This window comes from Chloroflexaceae bacterium (assembly GCA_025057155.1).
Classification (GTDB): domain Bacteria; phylum Chloroflexota; class Chloroflexia; order Chloroflexales; family Chloroflexaceae; genus JACAEO01.
In genome coordinates, this window is record JANWYD010000172.1 from 1 (window position 1) to 521 (window position 521).

1 protein-coding gene is annotated in these 521 nt (G+C 67.2%); it reads left to right on the top strand.

Annotated features, from left to right (window positions below):
- Positions 1-521, top strand: a 521-nt coding sequence (locus NZU74_20865; GenBank protein ID MCS6883773.1) for a carboxypeptidase-like regulatory domain-containing protein, incomplete at both ends; no start/stop codon positions are given.

Consider the following 521-nt stretch of genomic DNA (forward strand, 5'->3'; position numbering starts at 1 on the left):
GTCGTCTCCGAAGATGTTTCAGCGGCGACCGACATCGTTGCCGCCTGGAGCGATACGCGCTGGGGCGGTGGCGACCAGGGCGCGCTCGTCGGCTACGTGCGCAACGCGAACACCAATCAGGGCGTGGCCGGCGTGCTGGTCAACGCAGCGGGACAAAACACGCTCACCGCCCACGACGGTTACTACGCCATCTACAACGTCCCCTCCGGCAACCAGCGCGTTACCATCCTTGCGCCGGACGGCTATCTGCGCCCGACCCAGAACATGGCCGGCGTCCCGCCCAGCCAGGTAGTGCAGCTCGACCTTAGCTCGCCCGACCCGAACTCCGTCTCGGTGACCTTCGTGATGACGCCCCCCGCCAACACCGATGGTGCGGCGACGCCTCGTATCATCGGCAACCTGGCGCAATTGGGCAGCACGTTCACCCTCCAGCCGGACGGCACCTCCATCGTGGGAGCGCGCGCGCCCACGCTCTTCCCCCTAAACGACGGTACCGGGCGCTTCGCCATCAGCGTGCGTGT